This is a genomic window from Ruegeria faecimaris (assembly GCF_900182615.1).
Classification (GTDB): Bacteria; Pseudomonadota; Alphaproteobacteria; order Rhodobacterales; family Rhodobacteraceae; genus Ruegeria; species Ruegeria faecimaris.
The window spans coordinates 92,343-108,182 of sequence record NZ_FXTE01000012.1; the positions used below are offsets into that span (position 1 = coordinate 92,343).

Below are 15,840 nucleotides of genomic sequence, written 5' to 3' on the forward strand. Positions count from 1 at the left end.
ACGTCCCGAAACGTTGCGTTAGCACATACTCGAAAACTCTCAAAGTCCCGCAAAGTGGACCAAGCACCGTTCTTGCCGGCTAGGCTCTCATCAAATGCCCGAAAGAGATCTAAGGTGCGACACGACCTCGTCCGAACCGTGGCCGGCTTTCAGGCAGGCAAATACCACCGGCAGATCGCCCCGCATTCTCGCGGCGTCTCGGCGCATGACGTCCAAAGATGCCCCCACATGAGGGGCAAGGTCGGTTTTATTGATGACTAGGATGTCTGACCTGGTGATTGCGGGGCCACCCTTGCGTGGGATTTCCTCGCCTGCGGCCACGTCGATCACATAGATTGTCAGGTCCGCCAACTCCGGGCTGAAGGTGGCCGATAGGTTGTCGCCACCGGATTCGATCAGGACGACCTCTACGTCGGGGTGACGCAGCCGCATCTCGGCCACGGCAGCCAGGTTGATCGACGCGTCTTCGCGAATCGCCGTATGAGGACAGCCGCCGGTTTCCACTCCAATCACGCGATCCGAAGGCAGGATTTGCATGCGCATCAGAGCTTCGGCGTCTTCTTGTGTGTAGATGTCGTTGGTGATGACGCCGATCGAGTGATCGTCTTTCAAAAGTTCGGCAAGCCTCGCGGTCAGGGTCGTCTTTCCTGCACCGACCGGGCCGCCGATACCGATGCGCAAGGGGCCGTTGAGTTGTGTCATGATTGGAAGAGCCTCGGTTCAAGAGTTTCGTGGGCCATCGCGGAGATGTCTGAGAAAAAGGCATTGCCAAAAACGTCCGTGGTGTCCGCATTTCTCGTGTCTTCGGCGACCTGAAGGCAAAAGGGCTGCAAGTTCAGGATCACCCGTTGACCGGCCGTCTGCCCGATGGGGCTCAGGCGGATGGCCGAGGAGGTCAGGTTTGCGACAAAGGCCTGCAGATAGAGAACGGCAGTCGTATCGATATCCAGCTCTGCCAATCTAGCGGCGCGACCGACGGAAACGGGCAACAGCATGTCAGGCAGCGCCAAACCCCAGACAGCATTAACCGTCGCAACAAAGGCAGCGCCCTGCCTTTCAGCTTCGCGCAGACGCTCTTGAGCGGTGGCAAAGGATCGTGCTTTCGCGTCCATCTCCAATGGGTCGTCGGCAGCATAAGCCAGCCGCATCCAGATCGCATCAGCGCGGCCTGAGCCATCACTCAGGCAATCTCTCAGCCAGTCTTCCAAACTGGTCGCGTCGGCAATCCAACCCTCGTTGATCGCTGTTTCAAGTCCGTGCGAATAGGCGAAGGCCCCCACTGGAAACGCGGGCGACAGCCATTGGGTCAGCGTCAGTAAGTGCGCATCAATGGGCGTGGGCATGGGCCGAGTGTCCGTGATCGTGCGCATGGGTGCGCCCGTGACCATAGGCGCCGCCTTCCGGAGTGAAGGGTTCGGTGACTTGGGTCACTGTGGCACCGAGGTGGCTCAGCATATGAGCGATGACGGGATCATCCTGGATCAAAAGGCGGGTCGCCTCGATCTGACAAGGTGTGTGGCGGTTGCCGATGTGCCAGGCGAGGCGGGGCAGGTCTTGCCCGGAAACGGCCAAGAGGTTTTCGGGTGCCGCCGTCACTTTAACCAGACGTCCATCGCCCAGTTCCAGCACGTCGCCATCGTTCAGAGATACGGTCTGTTCGAAGTCCGCGACAAAGGACCAGCCTTCGGTCGTTGTCAGTTTCTTTCGCCGGAAAAATCGGGCGTCGTAGGTCAACGCGCAGTCCGCTATCGCATTGTCTGATGTGCCAACGGGATGGAGCGTTTGTGCAAGTGGAAGATCGGTCATGGGGCCTCAATATAGAAAATACCGCTGCGCCATGGGCAGCTCGGTTGCAGGTTGGCAGGTCAGCAATTCGCCATCAGCCCGCACCTCATAGGTTTCGGGGTGCACCTCGACCTCGGGCATGGCGTCGTTCAGGACAAGATCCGCTTTGCCGATACCGCGCGTGTTCTCCACCGGCAAACTTGTCTTGGCCAATCCAAGCGCATCTCCCAGTCCTTCGGAGTGTGCCGCCTCGGAAACAAAGGTCACGGCATTGGCTTCCAGCGACCGGCCAAAGGCCCCGAACATCGGGCGGGTATAGACCGGCTGCGGTGTCGGGATCGAAGCGTTTGGATCGCCCATCTGCGCACACACAATGCTGCCGCCCATAAGGATCATCTCAGGCTTCACACCGAAAAACGCCGGGTTCCATAGGACCAGATCGGCGCGTTTGCCTTCTTCGATCGAACCGATGTGCTTTGACAGCCCGTGCGCAATGGCCGGGTTGATCGTGTATTTCGCGATATAGCGACGGACGCGGAAATTGTCGTTGTCGCCGACCTCCTCGGCCAAGGCGCCCCGCTGTTTCTTCATCTTGTCAGCGGTTTGCCAGGTGCGAATGATCACTTCGCCCACACGCCCCATGGCCTGGCTGTCTGAAGCGATGATCGAGAACGCCCCCATGTCGTGCAGGATGTCTTCGGCGGCGATGGTCTCGCGCCGGATGCGGCTTTCGGCGAAAGCCACATCCTCTGGGATGGATTTGTCCAGGTGATGGCAGACCATCAGCATGTCCAGATGTTCGTCTACTGTATTGACCGTAAAAGGTCGGGTCGGGTTGGTCGACGACGGCAGAACATGGGCCTCGCCACAGATCTTAATGATGTCAGGGGCATGGCCGCCCCCTGCGCCTTCGGTGTGGAAGGCGTGGATGGTGCGGCCCCTTATGGCGGCAATGGTGTTTTCGACAAAGCCGGATTCGTTCAGCGTGTCGGTATGGATCATCACCTGAACGTCCATGTCGTCCGCCACAGATAGGCAACAGTCGATAGCGCCGGGCGTCGTGCCCCAATCCTCATGCAGCTTCAACGCGCAGGCACCGCCCTTGACCTGTTCCTCTAAAGCGGCGGGGAGCGACGCATTCCCCTTTCCCGCAAAGGCGAGGTTCATCGGAAACGCATCCGCCGCCTGCAGCATCCGCCCAATGTGCCACGGTCCCGGTGTGCAGGTCGTGGCCAGCGTGCCATGGGCCGGGCCAGTGCCGCCGCCCAGCATTGTGGTTAGACCAGAATACAGAGCATCCTCGATCTGTTGCGGGCAGATGAAATGAATGTGGCTGTCGAACCCACCGGCCGTCAGGATCTTGCCTTCGCCAGCGATGGCTTCAGTGCCAGGGCCGACGATGATGTCGACGCCGGGTTGTGTGTCTGGGTTGCCCGCCTTGCCGATCTTGTGGATCTTGCCGTCTTTCAAACCGACGTCCGCTTTGTAGATGCCGGTTGCGTCCACGATCAGCGCGTTGGTGATGACGGTATCCACCGCACCCTCGGCGCGTGTGGTCTGAGCCTGACCCATGCCGTCACGGATCACCTTGCCGCCGCCGAATTTGACTTCTTCGCCGTAGGGACCTGTCAGGTCCTTTTCCACTTCAATGATCAGGTCAGTATCGGCCAGTCGCAACTTGTCGCCGGTGGTGGGGCCGAACATGGCGGCGTAGTCAGAGCGGGGGATTTGGGTGGGCATCAGAGATCTCCCATCACAAGCTGGTTGAACCCGAAGACACGCCGTGCGCCGCCAATCTGGATCAGTTGCACCTCGCGCCGTTGACCGGGTTCAAACCGCACGGCTGTCCCGGCTGCGATATCCAGACGCATGCCGCGTGCGGCGTCGCGGTCGAAATCGAGCGCCGCGTTGGCCTCGCCGAAATGGTAGTGTGAGCCGACCTGCACCGGTCGGTCGCCCGTATTGGCGACCATTAGCGTGATCGGCTCCGCCCCTGCGTTCAGAGTGACCTCACCCTCCGCCGGAAAGAGTTCGCCGGGGATCATTGGCGTCTCCGAACCCGGATTGCCTTGCGCTTGGCCATGAAGGCCGCCGCGCCAATCAACAGCAATGCGACGGGTACGGCCCAATCTGCTGAATGCCCATGCGGCAGGCTGGCAGGATGGGCCAAGGCGGGGGAAGCCAGAAACAAAGCGGGAATAGCGTAACGCATGAGAGACTCCTATCGGATGGGATTGTGGACGGTGACTAGCTTGGTGCCGTCCGGAAAGGTGGCTTCGACCTGCACTTCGTGGATCATCTCGGGAATGCCGGCCATGCAGTCGTCGCGGGTGATGACCTCGGCGCCTACCTCCATCATGTCGGCGACCGAGCGGCCATCGCGAGCGCCTTCGACGACCGTGTCGGTGATCAGCGCGATGGCCTCGGGGTGGTTCAGCTTGACGCCACGGGCAAGGCGCTTGCGGGCCACTTCGGCAGCCATGGCGATCAGCAGTTTGTCTTTTTCGCGGGGGCTGAGTTGCATGGGTCAGAGTCTCCAGGATTTCGGCAGGGTGGTTTCGGTCAGGCGTTCCAGCACCGGCACCAGCCATTGGCGCAACAGATAGGAATCGGCGGCAAGAAGTCGGATGGTCAAAAGATCGGGCGCGACAAGGCTTGCGCCGCCGGTCTTTGGCAAAAGTTGCCGGACAATAGGCAAAAGCGCCTCGGCACGCGGGCCGAAGTAAAGGGCGCTGGCAAGGGCGGTCATGCCGCCTGCGATGGCCGGACGGTCAAGACTGGCGCTGATTGATCCGGTCAGGTTAATGCGGTCCCAATAGATCGGGCGACCATCGTGGCGCAGGGTGATCCGGTCGCGAAAACTGCCCGAGATACGGGTTTCGCCCATGGCGCGGCGACCGAAGACGACGGGTTCGACCAGCACGGCCTCGGCTCCGTCGGTGACGTCCACGTCAAGGCGACGGTTGAGACAACCACCGTCAAACATGATCAACTCTTGCGGCAACCAATGCAGTACCGCGCCCATGGCGACAGACAGGCGCGTGCTGACACACGCAGCGCCAGATGTGCTGCGATAGGCACGTTCTGCGGCTTGGGTTGTCAGGATCAGGTGGCTGTCCGGCCCGGCGCTGGCCGAAGCCTCAAACCGGTCGCCGCCTGTTAATCCGCCCGAAGTGTTCAGCACAATGGCTTCGACGGCATCCTTGCGACGCGGAAAAGCCACCTTGCTAGCGCCCGAGGTTCTGAAGCGGTCTATGCCCGTACGTCCGTCACGGCATTTGGTCGACAAGGTCATGGCACCGATGGATCTCGGGGCGGTGTTCGCCTCTCGTGATGCCAGATGTAGTTGACCCATGCGTTTGTCGCCCCCGGTACTCGACCCGCATGGTTCACCATGCAGATTGGGGGGTGATCCACCGCTGCGCGCCGGGAAAAAGACCAATCCCGGAGTTCTGCCTATTTGCTGTGCGAAAGTGACCCCACTCGCCCAGAAGTTCAGCAATGATGAGATGCCGACACGGAAATGCCTGAATGACGTGTCGAACGGGTGACAGGGACTTCGTCTGTTAAGTGTGCGTTAGCCATAAGGCGGCAGAAAGCTTGATTGCTGACTCTTAGGTCGTTCATGATCGGATCATGAGCAGTTTGAAAACCTTTCTGGTCCTGCTTCTTATCCTGCCGAAGCAAAGTCCGGCGGCAGATGATCCCCTGATGTCTTCATTCGCGGCATGTGCAGGACGGTTCTCGGCCGAGTTGGAACATGCCTGGCTTATGAATGATGACCGCACGGATCAGATCGCGCATCGCCGGGCGCAGTTCATCGACCTTCTGAACACGACGGTGCCCGACGATCAACGACGTCATGCCCTTCACCTGCGTATCGACGCCAAGATGGCGCATGCGAAATTGCTGTCCGCCGCCAGATTCTCACACGATGCGGATCGCTCCAAATGGGCGGTGCGGCGTGCCCGGGCCGAGATCGTCTATTGCACAGGATTCTTGCTTGAAAGCTGAAGCGCCCAAAGATTTGGCGTTTCTTTCGCACAATAAAATGGCGAACCCGCGAAAGTCTGCGCAATTTTTGACGGATTGACGCCAGGGGCCGTTTTCCAACCCCCGCTGATCTCGCAGTCGCAGCAATTTCCATGGAACGACTTCTTCCGGGATCACACAAATCCCGTTGAACGTGCGATGGTGCTGGCCTTGCAATTCCAAAACACCACCGCACTCCGCAATTAGATTGCGTGGGGGGCATATGGGGGATCACACCCTTGAAAGCAACGCTTCCCCGCGCAGTGCCTGAAGGAAAACTGCGATGAAAAAGACACTTCTTAGTTCTGCTGCCGTCCTGGCCGCTTCGATGCTGCCGGCCATGGCGCAAGACTGCCCGATCAAGGTGGGAGTGCTGCACTCCCTGTCCGGAACCATGGCGATTTCAGAAACAACACTAAAAGACACGATGGAAATGCTGATCGAACAGCAAAACGCCAAAGGCGGCGTTCTGGGCTGCGAGTTGGAGGCCGTCGTGGTCGACCCGGCGTCGGACTGGCCGCTCTTTGCCGAAAAAGCGCGCGAGCTGATTTCGGTACACGAGGTTGACGTGATTTTCGGCAACTGGACATCCGTGTCGCGGAAATCGGTTCTACCTGTGATCGAAGAATTGAACGGACTTCTGTTCTATCCGGTTCAATATGAAGGCGAGGAATCCTCAAAAAACGTCTTCTACACCGGTGCCGCCCCCAACCAGCAGGCAATCCCGGCGACGGATTACTTTCTGGAAGAACTTGGCGTTGAGAAATTCGCGCTTCTGGGCACCGACTATGTTTACCCCCGGACGACGAACAACATCCTGGAAAGCTATCTTCAGCAGAAGGGCATCGCCGAGGACGACATCTTCGTCAACTACACGCCCTTTGGTCATTCTGACTGGTCCAAGATCGTCTCGGACGTCGTGGCTCTTGGTGCGGATGGCAAGAAAGTCGGCGTGATTTCAACGATCAACGGCGACGCAAACGTGGGCTTCTACAAGGAACTCGCGGCTGCTGGCATCAGCGCCGACGACATTCCCGTCGTGGCCTTCTCGGTCGGCGAGGAAGAATTGTCGGGTCTCGACACCTCCAACCTTGTTGGTCACCTCGCAGCCTGGAATTACTTCCAGTCAGCAGATACCGATGCCAACGCCGAATGGGTCGAGGCCTGGAAAGCCCGCATGGGCGACGAGCGTGTGACGAATGACCCGATGGAGGCGCATTACATCGGCTTCAACATGTGGGTGAATGCGGCGACCGAAGCAGGCACCACCGATGTCGATGCTGTGCGCACCGCCTTGTACGGGCAGGAATTCCCGAACCTGACTGGTGGCACCGCGGTCATGCTGCCGAACCACCACTTGGCCAAGCCGGTTCTGATCGGTGAGATCACCGAGGATGGTCAGTTCGACATCATCAGCCAGACGGAGGAAGTGCCGGGCGATGCCTGGACGGATTTCCTGCCGGAATCGGCGGTGCTGAAATCCGATTGGGCGGAACTCGATTGCGGGATGTACAACACCGAAACGTCGTCCTGCGTTCAGATCAAGTCGAACTACTAAGCATGGTGGGTTGAAAACCCACCCAACGGGTGCGGCGCATGTCGCCCCCAGAACGCCTTACGGGGGCTGAACTATCCATGTCGCTTATACGTCGGTTCAACATCGGTTTCATGTCGGTGCTTCTGTGCGCTCTTGCCTTGCCACTTTCGGCGCAGAACGCCGAGGCGCCGATCCAGCAACTTTTGCAAGAACATGGCGAAATCATCGCCAAATCCTCGCGCAAGACCATCGGTCCTGCCATCGACGCGCTTGCCGCCAGTGGTCTGGCCGAGGCCCAGGTCGTGCTGGAACGCTGGCAAAACAAAGAGATGTGGCGCGACAAGGACACCGGGCTTTTCGTCTATGGCGAAGCCTCGGACAAGGAATTGACGGCGTTCGACTTTGCCGATGGCGCGGAACTTGGCACTTTCGTTGCCCGTGACTTCAAACAGTTGAAACCCAACAGCGGCATTCGCGGCATGATCGGCGCGGCCCTGGTGCAATTCCAACTATCTGGGTCCTTTGCCGAAAAGATGCAGGCCCTGAATGCGATCGAGCGTGACTCGGAGGCGTCCCATCTTGTGGCCCTGACCAAAGTTCTGCCCGACGAAACGGACCAGTCTGTGCAAAGTCGCATGGAACGCCTTCAGGGACTTTTGACAATCCGCTTCGGCGCGACCGACGAGGAGAGGATTGCTGCCATCCAGCAGTTTGACGGCGATCTTGGTGTCGATGTCCGGGCCGTATTGAACCCGCTTTTGGCCGTGAAGGTCGAGGCTTCTGCACAAGCACCCGAGGGCGATGACATCGCCCGCATCCTGACCGTCGGCAGCGACGACCTGCCGCGCGAGTCCGCTTATGACCTTCTGGTTGCCGCTGATCTGGCGAAACCCCGGATCAGCCGGTACGACAAGCGGAACGCGCTTTTGGCCAACATCTCGGAGGGATCGGTCGCGGGGGTTCAGGTGGCGACCCTGAACAGCGAAGACGCACGCGACCTTGCTTATGAAGCTTTGGCCGAACAGGGCGTGGTAGACCCTGTGGCCACCGAAGCCGAGGTGGATGAAACGCTGGCAGGCTTCACGTTCTACGAACGCTACAGCGGCTCGCCTTCAGTGGCCGTTGCCGCGGCGGCGGTGCTGACGGGCATCGAAAACAAGGTGGCATTCAACCAGGCATTTGACCTTGGCCTTGACGCCCTGTCGCTCGCTTCGATCTACTTTCTTGCCGCCATCGGTCTTGCTATCACCTTTGGCGTGATGCGCGTGATCAACATGGCCCATGGCGAGTTCATCATGATGGGCGCCTACACCGGCTACGTCGTCCAGCAGATCATCCCGGATTACACGATTTCCATTATCGTCGCCTTGCCGCTGGCCTTTGCCGTCACCTTCGGCGCAGGGGTCACGATGGAACGGCTAGTGATCCGCCACCTCTACCATCGCCCGCTGGAGACGCTTCTGGCGACTTTCGGGATTTCCATTGCCCTGCAACAGATCGCCAAGAACATCTTCGGCACGCAAGCGCGGCCCCTCACCTCGCCCGGCTGGCTGGACGGATCGCTGGTGTTCAATGACATCGTGTCGATCAGCTATATCCGGATCGCAATTTTCGTTTTGGCGCTTTTGTTCATGGCGCTATTCCTTTTCGTCATGAACCGCACTCGATTGGGGCTGGAAGTGCGGGCGGTGACGCAGAACCCCCGCATGGCGGCCTCGATGGGGATCAACCCTGACAGGATCAACATGCTAACCTTCGGCTTCGGCTCGGGTATTGCCGGGATTGCGGGTGTGGCGATTGGGCTTTACGCCAAAGTGACCAGCGAGATGGGCGCGGACTATATCGTGCAAAGCTTCATGACCGTGGTCGTGGGCGGCGTTGGCAACATCTGGGGCACGCTTCTGGGCGCGACCATGGTTGGCTCGCTGCAAAAAGGGATCGAATGGCTGAACCCCTCGAACACACTGGCCGCACAGACCTATATGATCCTCTTCATCATCCTCTTCATCCAATTCCGGCCGCGCGGGATCATCGCGCTTAAAGGCCGGGCGGCGGAGGCATGAGCATGGCGGAACTGACAGCAGGCCCTGTGCGTCGCACACCTTTCGTGGTGCGTTATCCGTCGGTGCTTATCTTTCTGGCCTGTCTGGGGCTGTTCACCCTGGGCGTGACGATCCTGTCCGAAGGGTTCGGTATCGGCGTCATCTCGACCAGTTTCGTCAAGACCCTGGGCAAGACCCTGTGCCTCTGCCTCGTCGCGCTGGCGATGGATCTGGTCTGGGGCTATTGCGGTATCCTGTCCCTTGGGCATATGGCCTTCTTCGGAATGGGCGGTTACGCGATAGGCATGTGGCTGATGTACGAGCGGACGCGTCTGATCGTCGTCGAGAGCCTCGCCGCCGGAGGGCTGCCGCCAACGCCCGAAGAGGTCTCCAGCGGGATCGCTGGCCAGATCTTCGGTGTCGTCGGAGCCTCGGAATTTCCGCCGATCTGGGCCTTTGCCCATTCTCTGCCGCTGCAACTGGCCGCCGTCGTACTGGCGCCGGGGCTTCTGGCGCTGGTCTTTGGCTGGCTGGCCTTCCGCAGCCGGGTGACAGGTGTGTACCTTTCGATCCTGACGCAGGCGATGACGCTGGCGCTGTCACTGTACCTGTTCCAAAACGACAGCGGATTGCGCGGCAACAACGGTCTGTCAGGCCTGCAGAACCTGCCGGGGTTGGAGAGCACTAGTCAGGCCATCGTTTCGGTCTGGTTCCTTTGGGCCTCGGCCCTGGCTCTGGGACTTGGATACGTGCTGGCGACTTGGATGGTATCGGGCAAGTTCGGCTCGGTCCTGCGCGGCATTCGGGACGACGAAGCGCGGGTGCGCTTCCTTGGCTATCCAGTCGAGGCGTTCAAGCTGTTTGTCTTCACCGTATCGGCCGTGCTCGCTGGCATTGCAGGCGCAATCTACTACCCACAGGCGGGCATCATCAACCCGGCGGAACTGGCGCCGATTGCCTCGATCTATCTGGCGGTCTGGGTGGCCATCGGCGGGCGTGGGAGATTGTACGGAGCCGTGATCGGCGCGGCTTTCGTCTCGCTCTTGTCGACCTGGTTTACCGGCGGGCAAGCCCCTGACCTGAACATCGCCGGGTATCGCATTCAATGGGTCGATTGGTGGACCGTCCTGTTGGGGCTGTCCTTCGTGGCGGTTACGCTTTTCGCACCGAAAGGCATTGGAGGGCTGTTCGACGCCTTGGCAGCGCGTCGCAACCCCAATCGGCATGGGCGCGACCTGGGGCCGGGCCACGGTTCTTTGAGAGAAAAGGAGGCAGATGCATGAGCGCGCTTCTTGAAGTCTCGGGCGTGTCGGTCAGCTTTGACGGGTTCAAGGCGCTGAACAACCTGTCGTTCAGCATTGACAGGGCCGAATTGCGGGCGGTCATCGGCCCGAACGGCGCGGGCAAGACCACCTTCATGGATGTGGTGACCGGTAAAACCCGGCCTGACGAGGGCCATGTGCTTTGGGGCGAACCGCCCGTGTCCTTGCTGGGCAAATCGGAAAGCAAGATCGCCATGGAAGGGGTCGGGCGCAAGTTCCAGCGACCCACGGTGTTTGAGGATCAGACGGTTCAAGACAACCTGATGATGGCGCTGAAAAAGTCGCGGTCGCCGCTGGCCGTGCTGCTGTTCAAACCCGAAACACCGGACTTTGCCCGGGTCGAAGAACTGGCGGATGTCATTGGGCTGGACGCGGTTCTGTCACGGAAATCTGGCGAGCTGTCCCACGGGCAAAAGCAATGGTTGGAGATCGGGATGCTCTTGGCACAGGAACCGAAGCTGTTGCTAGTGGACGAACCTGCGGCAGGCATGACGACCGCAGAACGTCAGAAGACCACGCAAATTCTGCGGGACGCGGCGAAGACCCGCGCTGTCGTCGTAGTGGAACACGACATGGATTTCGTGCGGCGTTTGGATTGCAAAGTGACCGTGCTGCACGAAGGCTCGGTTCTGGCCGAAGGCTCGATCGATCACGTCACCAAGAACCAGCAAGTCATCGAGGTGTACCTTGGCCGATAGTTTCCTCAGCATCCGCGATCTGACGCTGCACTATGGCGGCAGCCAAATTCTGAACGGCGTGGATTTCGACGCGGCCCAGGGCGAGGTCACCTGCTTGATGGGCACTAATGGCGTAGGCAAGACGTCGCTGTTAAAGGCACTGGCGGGCACCCATCCCCGGTCGGGGGGCGACTATGATCTGGACGGCCAAAGCATCGGAAAGCTGAAGGCCTTTGACCTTGCGCGGAAGGGCGTTGCCTATGTGCCCCAGGGGCGCGAGATCTTTCCGTTTTTGACGGTGCAGGAAAACCTTGAGACGGGATTTGCCTGCCTGCCAAGTGGCGAACGCAAGGTGAAGGACGAGATTTTTGATCTGTTCCCCATTCTGAAGAAGTTCCTGCAACGGCGGGGCGGTGACCTTTCAGGCGGCCAGCAACAGCAACTGGCGATCGCGCGCGCGCTGGTGTCGAACCCGAAAGTGCTTCTTCTGGATGAACCGACCGAAGGTATCCAGCCGAACGTGATCCAGCAGATCGGCGGCACCATCCGCATTCTGAAGGAACGCGGGAACATCGCGATCGTCCTAGTCGAACAGTATCTGTCCTTCGCCTATGATCTTGGGGATGCCTTCGTCGTGATGGAGCGCGGTGCCGTCAAACTGAGCGCGCGAAAGCCGGAACTATCACTCGAAAAGCTGACCGCCAGCACGTCTTTGTAGTACGCAATGGCAGGGTGATCTGTATACTATTCTTCCCTTCATAACCGGTTTTACCGCTTCAAGGCCGTAAGTCTGTTCCAAACCGGCGAACGGCAAGTGCCATTCGCCGACGCGGGTCAGATTTCAATCTGCTCCGCAATAGTGAGAGCATCTTCCAACTCAACGCCAAGGTAACGCACTCTACTGTCAATCTTAGTGTGACCCAGCAAAAGCTGCACTGCGCGGAGATTCCCTGTCTTACGGTAAATCTCCGCTGCTTTGGTTCGGCGGAGTGAATGGGTCCCGTAACCGCTCGACTCCAATCCAATCGCAGTCACCCAATCTCTGACAAGCCGACCATGCTGACGCGTTGAGATATGGGGTCGCTCGAGGAAACGGCTCGGAAACATGAAGCTACAGCCCATCATCTTTGGCGACTTGACCCAAGCATGAACCGTATCCTGTGTGTTTTCCGTCAGTTCGAATTGTACTGGTTTCTTGGTTTTGCTCTGGACCACTGAAACCCGTTCTCGAGCACGGATCGCCCAGACCTGCTTGGGAAGCAAGGGTCGTTTCTGGCCGATGATCCGCCCCTTGTTTCATGCTCTGCGCTTTGGGGTGACTGCGGGAAGTTGAACTCTAGGCATAATGTTCCCTCCAATCCGCCCTCCGCATCCAATCATCGGCACCACGCCAACGAGACAATTGTACAATCGAATCGGATGCCTGCTGTCCGAAGCCCACTCTACTTGAGTTCTCGGTGCATGCATTGAACCGCTTTGAGTTCGTTGGCGGACATAGGTTGTGATGCACCCCAGAACGGAATCAAGGCGCGTCAGCCCCACCGTGGAAGCACCGGTCCGGTGGGCCGACGCTTGCACGGATTTTCACGGATCACTGCTTCAGTCCACAACCTGTGAATCCGGGCGCACATTCTTGCTAGGCAATATGTGAATGGCCGAATTCAGCGCTGTGCCGTAACACAAGAATTCGTGCGTGCGCAGAGATTTCCGTGTTGCGAGCGTACGCAGCGAAAAAACCCGAGGTACAGGTTGGGCACGCTGCCGCCATTCTCCGCGGTGGTCATCGATTGGTGGTAAGAGCCCTTACCTGCTGTCGACCGAGCTTCGGACTTTTGCATGTGCGGCACGTAGCGAACCGCACATTCCGGACGTTCAGACCCGAGCGGCAAATGGTAGGTGAGCGGACTAAGCCGCCACTCGCCGCACCGTCCACTAAGAAGCGCTCCGCGAACTTTGCGGACCCTGGAACAGCCTTTGACACAACAATTTGGAACGCCGCAGTTAACCGCGTGCACACCAGCATTGATTTCGAAAAGGTCCCAATGCCATCATCTTCTAAAAGTAGGAGGGGATTAGATGTGGAAACCAATCATATTTGCTTTTTTGATTGTCGTGACTGGTGCCGCAGCGGCTATGTCGCACGATGTGCGGGATCCAGCGGCTTTGCAAAAACCGCTTATTCAGGACTTGCTAACCGAGTCGCTCAAAAGCACTGAGGGCTTGGAGGTTGTCGTGAGCCATGTTGCCCTACCACCAAACCTCACTTTACCAATGCATTGGCATCCCGGTGAAGAATTTGCCTACATTCTGCGGGGCAGCGTCACCCTCATCCTAGACGGCGAAGGCGAACAAGAAGCTTTTTCAGGTGACGTTGGCGTCGTTCCGTTGAAGAAAGTGCACACCGCTCGCTCAGGGGACGAAGGGGCAACCATTTTGGTGTTCCGTGTCCATGAGGAGGGCCAGCCAGGCAGAGTTTTGGTCAGCGACTGATTTTCAAGACAAAGGCGAAACATCCTTTACCGAATGCATGGTTGTCGGAACCGGGGGGGTGCCGTTTGCCTTCACACTTGCAACCCTGCTTTTTTCCACCCGCTGCGCCAGCGATCAGCGCAGGTTGGAATAGAGAATAATGGTAAACGTGTTGTCTCGGTTATCGAAGCCGCATTCGGAGCGATTTCGTTCAATTTGACAGCCGCTGTTTTTGCCGCATCTATGTCATCGAGCTCAGCAAGCGAGGCAATCAGCATCAGGTGGCTCATCAGGAAGGTTGCACGCACAGACAAGGCTTCGCGACAGGCCTGCGCGGCTTCCTCATAACGTCCCAAGTGAAACAAGGCGGCACCCTGTCCCATGAAAGCGGCGTGCCGCAATGGATCACCCGGGCTGAGTTCGACAGACCGGACTGCATGTTCCAGCGCCTTGTCAGGGCGATTCAGCAAATAAAGATTTGCAGCGGCGAGCATGTGGACCGTCGCCGCGTTGGGATTTTCCGACAATGCTTCCTTAAAGGCTGTCCGCGCACGGGACAGGTCTTGTGCCAGCATAGAGATCGAATGTGCGGCATAAGCCTTTGCAATGCCGTCCGCGCGATCGCTCCGCAGCACCTGCTCTGCGGCCGCGACAGCTGACTTGGGTCCCTGATCTACAGGTTCCAAACCTTGCACAAGACGTTGGATATGAAGCCATGCTAGCAAGCCCGCTGCGGAGGCGTATTCCGGATCTCGATCCAAAGCCAGTTTTGTCAGTCGTATTGCCTCTATGTTGTCTTGGTCAGTCAGCAAGTGGAAATGTGATAATGCTCGGAGGTAGAGCTCGTATGCCTGTAAGTCCTTGGTGGGTTTTGCACGCGCACGATTTGTTTCAGCGTGCCGCACCGATGGTTCAATAGCTGTAACTACGTCTTCGGTGACTTGATCTTGAAGATCAAAGATGTCGTCGAGCACACCGTCAAAGCGGTCCGCCCACAAATGGCTCCCATTTTCGGTATCTATGAGTTGTCCCGTGATGCGGACGCGCTGCCCGGAACGCCGAACGGAGCCTTCCAGTACATACCGAACCCCTAAGTCGCGGCCCACGTCGCGGATGTCCGTGCTTTTCCCCTTATAAGCAAAAGAAGAGTTTCGTGCGACGACCATCAACCAACGAAACCGAGATAGCTCAGTTATGATGTCTTCCGTTATGCCATCGGCAAAGAACTCCTGCTCCGGATCACCCGACATATTGTCGAATGGGAGCACTGCGATTCCCGGCCTCACATCCGCTTTGATCGCGAGATTGGCTTTCGTACCCTTTGGCCAACACCAGATTCCAACATGCCGCGTGATGTTTTTCAGTTCGGTTTGCTCTCCGCCGTCGAATAATCCCGCATCGTTACGGTCAAGGCTGTTATGTGACGTATCTGAAAAGAGCACTTGTCCCGGCTTCGCGAGAGCCTCCAGACGCGCGGCAACATTGATGCCGTCGCCGAAAATGTCATCGCCGTCAGATACCACTTCCCCTGTGTGAACCCCGATGCGCAGTTTGATGTGGTCAGGTTTGTGGGCGGATTGAACTGCGATCGCGCAAGCTGCTGCTTCAGATGGTGATTGAAACTCGACGATCCAGCCGTCGCCCATGCTTTTGATCAGTGAACCATTGGTATCTTCCACGATCGGGAGAAACGTGCCCTCGCGGAAGGTCTTTAATGCAGCGACTGTGCCAGTACGGTCCTGATCCATCAGCGCGGAATAGCCCACAATGTCGGCGGCCAATACCGTCGTGAGACGTCTTCCCATTCACCCCTCCTCTTTGCAATGAAGTTAGCTCGGTGGGTTGCTTCTGTCAGCCCATTCGTCAGATTTTGAAAAGCCGTAGGCTCCAGACTCATTGATTTACAGCCAGAATAGGACTGTAGCAGCGAGAGCGATGGCCGAGAGGAATACCTTTGGGCATCTGTCATATCGGGT

The 15,840-nt window shown here is 58.4% G+C and carries 17 protein-coding genes; 7 read left to right on the forward strand and 10 right to left on the reverse strand.

Going from position 1 to position 15,840, the window contains the following annotated elements:
* Positions 1–90: 90 nt before the first annotated feature.
* Genes ureG through FN806_RS16320 form a run of 8 tightly spaced genes read right to left on the reverse strand, consistent with a single transcriptional unit; the run spans position 91 to position 5,140 of the window.
* Positions 91–702, reverse strand: coding sequence for an urease accessory protein UreG (gene ureG / locus FN806_RS16290; protein ID WP_142639053.1), 612 nt, complete (start codon positions 700–702; stop codon positions 91–93).
* Positions 699–1,343, reverse strand: coding sequence for an urease accessory protein UreF (locus FN806_RS16295; RefSeq protein WP_142639055.1), 645 nt, complete (start codon positions 1,341–1,343; stop codon positions 699–701). Before FN806_RS16295 ends, ureG begins: the two co-directional genes overlap by 4 nt.
* Positions 1,327–1,806: an urease accessory protein UreE gene (locus FN806_RS16300; RefSeq protein WP_142639057.1), complete on the reverse strand. Its 480-nt coding sequence runs from the start codon at positions 1,804–1,806 to the stop codon at positions 1,327–1,329. Before FN806_RS16300 ends, FN806_RS16295 begins: the two co-directional genes overlap by 17 nt.
* 6 nt (positions 1,807–1,812) lie before the next feature.
* Positions 1,813–3,525: an urease subunit alpha gene (gene ureC / locus FN806_RS16305; RefSeq protein ID WP_142639059.1), complete on the reverse strand. Its 1,713-nt coding sequence runs from the start codon at positions 3,523–3,525 to the stop codon at positions 1,813–1,815.
* Positions 3,525–3,830, reverse strand: a complete 306-nt coding sequence (locus FN806_RS16310) for an urease subunit beta (RefSeq protein WP_142639060.1) — start codon at positions 3,828–3,830, stop codon at positions 3,525–3,527. Before FN806_RS16310 ends, ureC begins: the two co-directional genes overlap by 1 nt.
* Positions 3,827–3,997 (reverse strand): hypothetical protein, encoded by a 171-nt coding sequence (locus FN806_RS20540; RefSeq protein ID WP_185956729.1) that lies wholly within the window; start codon positions 3,995–3,997, stop codon positions 3,827–3,829. The genes FN806_RS16310 and FN806_RS20540 overlap by 4 nt, the downstream gene beginning before the upstream one ends.
* 9 nt (positions 3,998–4,006) lie before the next feature.
* Positions 4,007–4,309, reverse strand: coding sequence for an urease subunit gamma (locus tag FN806_RS16315; RefSeq protein WP_142639062.1), 303 nt, complete (start codon positions 4,307–4,309; stop codon positions 4,007–4,009).
* Between the two features lie 3 nt (positions 4,310–4,312).
* Positions 4,313–5,140 (reverse strand): urease accessory protein UreD, encoded by an 828-nt coding sequence (locus FN806_RS16320; protein WP_142639064.1) that lies wholly within the window; start codon positions 5,138–5,140, stop codon positions 4,313–4,315.
* A gap of 281 nt (positions 5,141–5,421) precedes the next feature.
* Here FN806_RS16320 and FN806_RS16325 point away from each other — a divergent pair, with 281 nt between their 5' ends.
* From FN806_RS16325 to urtE, 6 genes are all read left to right on the forward strand, one after another.
* Positions 5,422–5,799: a hypothetical protein gene (locus FN806_RS16325; RefSeq protein WP_142639066.1), complete on the forward strand. Its 378-nt coding sequence runs from the start codon at positions 5,422–5,424 to the stop codon at positions 5,797–5,799.
* 301 nt (positions 5,800–6,100) lie between these two features.
* Positions 6,101–7,375: an urea ABC transporter substrate-binding protein gene (gene urtA / locus FN806_RS16330; protein WP_142639068.1), complete on the forward strand. Its 1,275-nt coding sequence runs from the start codon at positions 6,101–6,103 to the stop codon at positions 7,373–7,375.
* Between the two features lie 110 nt (positions 7,376–7,485).
* Positions 7,486–9,417 carry an urea ABC transporter permease subunit UrtB gene (gene urtB / locus FN806_RS16335; protein ID WP_246097290.1) on the forward strand — a complete coding sequence of 644 codons (1,932 nt, stop codon included), beginning with the start codon at positions 7,486–7,488 and terminating at the stop codon, positions 9,415–9,417.
* A gap of 2 nt (positions 9,418–9,419) precedes the next feature.
* Positions 9,420–10,679, forward strand: coding sequence for an urea ABC transporter permease subunit UrtC (urtC, locus tag FN806_RS16340; protein WP_142639070.1), 1,260 nt, complete (start codon positions 9,420–9,422; stop codon positions 10,677–10,679).
* Positions 10,676–11,416: an urea ABC transporter ATP-binding protein UrtD gene (urtD, locus tag FN806_RS16345; protein WP_142639072.1), complete on the forward strand. Its 741-nt coding sequence runs from the start codon at positions 10,676–10,678 to the stop codon at positions 11,414–11,416. Before urtC ends, urtD begins: the two co-directional genes overlap by 4 nt.
* Positions 11,406–12,113, forward strand: coding sequence for an urea ABC transporter ATP-binding subunit UrtE (gene urtE, locus FN806_RS16350; protein ID WP_142639074.1), 708 nt, complete (start codon positions 11,406–11,408; stop codon positions 12,111–12,113). Before urtD ends, urtE begins: the two co-directional genes overlap by 11 nt.
* A gap of 116 nt (positions 12,114–12,229) precedes the next feature.
* On the opposite strand, the gene FN806_RS16355 is transcribed toward urtE, so the two are convergent.
* The gene (locus tag FN806_RS16355) at positions 12,230–12,679 is read right to left on the reverse strand and encodes a tyrosine-type recombinase/integrase (protein ID WP_246097292.1); all 450 of its coding nucleotides are present in this window, start codon (positions 12,677–12,679) and stop codon (positions 12,230–12,232) included.
* Positions 12,680–13,471: 792 nt separating this feature from the next.
* Between FN806_RS16355 and FN806_RS16360 the strand changes: the two genes are divergently transcribed.
* A complete protein-coding gene (locus FN806_RS16360; RefSeq protein ID WP_142639076.1) occupies positions 13,472–13,885 on the forward strand; it encodes a cupin domain-containing protein in 414 nt (137 codons plus the stop codon).
* 71 nt (positions 13,886–13,956) lie between these two features.
* Here the strand turns inward: FN806_RS16360 and FN806_RS16365 are convergent, their stop codons facing one another.
* Positions 13,957–15,669, reverse strand: a complete 1,713-nt coding sequence (locus FN806_RS16365; protein ID WP_142639078.1) for an adenylate/guanylate cyclase domain-containing protein — start codon at positions 15,667–15,669, stop codon at positions 13,957–13,959.
* Positions 15,670–15,840: the final 171 nt, after the last annotated feature.